Origin of the sequence: Serratia sp. 506_PEND (assembly GCF_001076875.1) — a bacterium.
Classification (GTDB): domain Bacteria; phylum Pseudomonadota; class Gammaproteobacteria; order Enterobacterales; family Enterobacteriaceae; genus Serratia; species Serratia marcescens.
On the sequence record NZ_JVEL01000313.1, the window covers coordinates 1 to 1,340 of the forward strand.

Here is a 1,340-nt window from a genome sequence, read left to right on the forward strand (position 1 = left end):
GCAACAACACCAGCGCCTACAGTACGGCCGCCTTCACGGATTGCGAAACGCAGACCGTCGTCCATCGCGATTGGGTGAATCAGGGTTACAACCATGTTCACGTTGTCGCCTGGCATTACCATCTCTACGCCTTCTGGCAGTTCGATGGTACCGGTCACGTCAGTGGTACGGAAGTAGAACTGTGGACGGTAGCCTTTGAAGAATGGCGTGTGACGACCACCTTCATCTTTGCTCAGGATGTACACTTCAGATTCGAACTGGGTGTGCGGCTTGATGGAGCCTGGCTTAGCCAGTACCTGACCACGTTCGATTTCTTCACGTTTGATACCACGCAGCAGAACACCTACGTTCTCACCAGCACGGCCTTCGTCCAGCAGTTTGCGGAACATTTCAACGCCAGTACAGGTAGACTTAACGGTGTCTTTGATACCAACGATTTCAACTTCTTCGCCAACTTTGATGATACCGCGCTCAACACGACCGGTAACAACGGTACCACGACCGGAGATGGAGAATACGTCTTCGATTGGCAGCAGGAACGGCTTGTCGATAGCACGCTCTGGCTCTGGGATGTAGCTGTCCAGGGCTTCGGCCAGTTCGATGATTTTCGCTTCCCACTCAGCTTCGCCTTCCAGCGCTTTCAGCGCGGAACCGCGGATTACCGGCAGGTCGTCGCCAGGGAAGTCGTAAGCGGACAGCAGTTCGCGAACTTCCATTTCTACCAGTTCCAGCAGCTCTTCATCATCAACCATGTCGCATTTGTTCATGAATACGATGATGAAAGGAACGCCAACCTGACGACCCAGCAGGATGTGCTCACGAGTCTGAGGCATTGGGCCGTCAGTCGCAGCTACTACCAGGATCGCGCCGTCCATCTGAGCAGCACCGGTGATCATGTTTTTCACGTAGTCGGCGTGCCCTGGGCAGTCAACGTGCGCGTAGTGGCGAGTCGGGGTGTCATACTCAACGTGAGAGGTGTTGATGGTGATACCACGAGCTTTTTCTTCTGGCGCGTTATCGATCTGGTCGAAAGCACGTGCAGAACCGCCGTAGGTTTTAGCCAGTACGGTAGTGATCGCTGCAGTCAGGGTAGTTTTACCGTGGTCAACGTGGCCGATAGTACCGACGTTAACGTGCGGTTTTGTACGTTCAAACTTTTCTTTAGACATCGATTGTCCCTCTAAGACACGGATAAATCGGTGGTATCACCACATCAACCAAGCATTTGCTCGTTGAATCCAGAACAGAAAGAAAATCAGGGGGCGAGAAATTAAGAAGTGGTGCTGATAGGCAGATTCGAACTGCCGACCTCACCCTTACCAAGGGTGCGCTCTACCAAC

Annotated in this window: 1 protein-coding gene; it reads right to left on the reverse strand. The window is 53.0% G+C overall.

Annotation, left to right across the window (positions count from 1 at the left end; all coding sequences use genetic code 11):
• Window positions 1-1,169 (reverse strand): elongation factor Tu (tuf, locus tag ADK28_RS29925; protein ID WP_048795439.1); only part of this gene is annotated, 1,169 nt, incomplete at its 3' end.
• Between the last annotated feature and the right edge of the window lie 171 nt (window positions 1,170-1,340).